Source organism: Halobacillus sp. BBL2006, from assembly GCF_000786645.1.
GTDB lineage: Bacteria > Bacillota > Bacilli > Bacillales > Halobacillaceae > Halobacillus.
In genome coordinates this window covers 1-2,049 of sequence record NZ_JRNX01000883.1, presented here as the reverse complement: position 1 = coordinate 2,049, position 2,049 = coordinate 1, and the positions used below count along the sequence as shown (strand labels likewise).

2 protein-coding genes are annotated in these 2,049 nt (G+C 41.2%); both read right to left on the bottom strand.

Annotated features, from left to right (window positions below; translation table 11 throughout):
• Positions 1–307: 307 nt before the first annotated feature.
• Positions 308–1,348, bottom strand: coding sequence for a recombinase RecA (gene recA / locus LD39_RS20775; protein ID WP_035553286.1), 1,041 nt, complete (start codon positions 1,346–1,348; stop codon positions 308–310).
• Between the two features lie 158 nt (positions 1,349–1,506).
• Positions 1,507–2,049, bottom strand: a 543-nt coding sequence (locus LD39_RS20770; RefSeq protein ID WP_035553283.1) for a nicotinamide-nucleotide amidohydrolase family protein, incomplete at its 5' end; no start/stop codon positions are given.

Genomic DNA, 2,049 nt, shown 5'->3' with positions numbered 1-2,049 from the left:
TCCATATTTTCACCTCCTCTTGCTATGAACTTGGTCCGTTTGTCGGTAATTACAAACGTTTCATTTTCAGTTTTCATTTAGTTAAAATAAGGGTATAAAGATGAAAATGATACACATTCATTTTATGCTTGACTATGCTTAATGTCAAGGAATCGTCAAATCTATCCTTCGACTATTTTGAAATATTTTAAAATATCAGTCTTTTTTCACCCCATAAAATATAACTTCACAATGAAAACGGCATCTATATTTACACTAAGAAAAAAGCAGCGCCAAGAAAATGGCACTGCTTTTTTTGATAAAGAATTTACACATCCAGCGTTTCTTGGCTTTCGGAGTTAGAAGCTTTATCTTCCTCATCCTTCTCCATACCATAGTGATCGCGGATTAAACGTTTCACTTCTTCATATACTTCCACATTCTCTTTCAAGTATTGTTTCGCATTTTCGCGGCCCTGTCCCAGGCGATCATCATTGTAAGAATACCATGAGCCACTCTTCTGGATCAGGTCAAGATCCGACCCGATGTCTAGAAGTTCTCCTTCTCTTGAGATTCCTTCCCCGTACATGATATCAACTTCTGCCTGCTTGAATGGAGGCGCTACTTTGTTCTTAACTACCTTCAACCTCGTCTTATTTCCGACCATTTCATTGCCTTGTTTCAATGTTTCTGCTCGGCGGACTTCCAGACGTACAGAAGAATAGAATTTAAGCGCACGGCCACCTGGAGTCGTTTCCGGATTACCGAACATAACACCAACTTTTTCACGAATCTGGTTAATAAAAATAGCCGTTGTTTTCGACTTATTGATAGCACCGGAAAGTTTACGAAGAGCTTGGGACATCAATCGTGCTTGCAGTCCAACGTGAGCGTCTCCCATTTCCCCTTCAATCTCGGCCTTAGGTACAAGGGCAGCTACAGAGTCGATAACGACCATATCCACAGCACCACTGCGTACTAGAGCTTCTGCGATCTCTAATGCTTGTTCGCCTGTATCCGGTTGAGATAGTAACAGCTCATCAATATTCACGCCTAAATTTCTAGCATAGACAGGATCCAACGCGTGCTCGGCATCGATGAATGCAGCTTGTCCACCTTTTCGCTGTGCTTCTGCGATCGCGTGAAGAGCTACAGTCGTCTTACCTGATGATTCCGGACCATATATTTCTACGATTCTCCCACGAGGGTATCCTCCAACACCTAACGCTACATCAAGTGCAAGCGATCCACTTGGAACGGTATTAATTTTTTGCTCCGCGTTCTCTCCCAATTTCATGATGGAGCCTTTACCGAATTGCTTTTCTATCTGGCGCAACGCCATATCTAATGCTTGTTTACGATCACTCATGCTATACCGCCTTTCAAAATTTCTACTCTTATCATAACTTGTTTTATTCGGTTTGCCAACTAAAAAAGCGAATAAATGTTCCCTTTTTTTATTAAACAAACATGCGATACTCCTATTTCCTTTAGAAGAAAATTGAAATACCGCATGTAATCGCATATCTATATTGTATTTTTCAGCTTATGAAAAAGAAGTTCATACCCTTTCTTCACGGCCCGATTTCTTATCTTGTCACGGCTTCCATCAAAATAATACTGCTCGACTGCGGGCTTTTCTTCACCGAGTTGAAGTCCTATAAAGACAGTTCCTGGGTCGCGGCCTTCACTAGAATCAGGGCCAGCCACACCTGTGAAACTGATAGAAATATCCGCTTGCAGCAAGTTTTGAGCATTCAATGCCATAACCTCTGCACATTCATAGCTGATCGTTCCATATTCCTTGATGATAAATTTAGGAACTTGTATAACCCGTTCTTTTGTTTCGGGTGTGTAAGCGACTAAACAGCCCTGACAAACGGAAGAAGCTCCTGGCAATCCAATGAGATGCTCAATAAACTTTCCGCCTGTAAGACTTTCTGCAGCGCCGATTGTAAGTTCCTTTTCCTTTAAGAGGTCTCGTACCTTAGATTCAATCGTGACATTATCACTGCCATAATAAAAATTTCCCACTCGTTGGAGAATTATTTCTTTAAGAGAACCAATTTT

Bases quoted from the DNA above. Each gene is read 5' to 3' on its own strand.
- recA (WP_035553286.1), bottom strand. From the start codon at position 1,348: ATGAGTGATCGTAAACAAGCATTAGATATGGCGTTGCGCCAGATAGAA.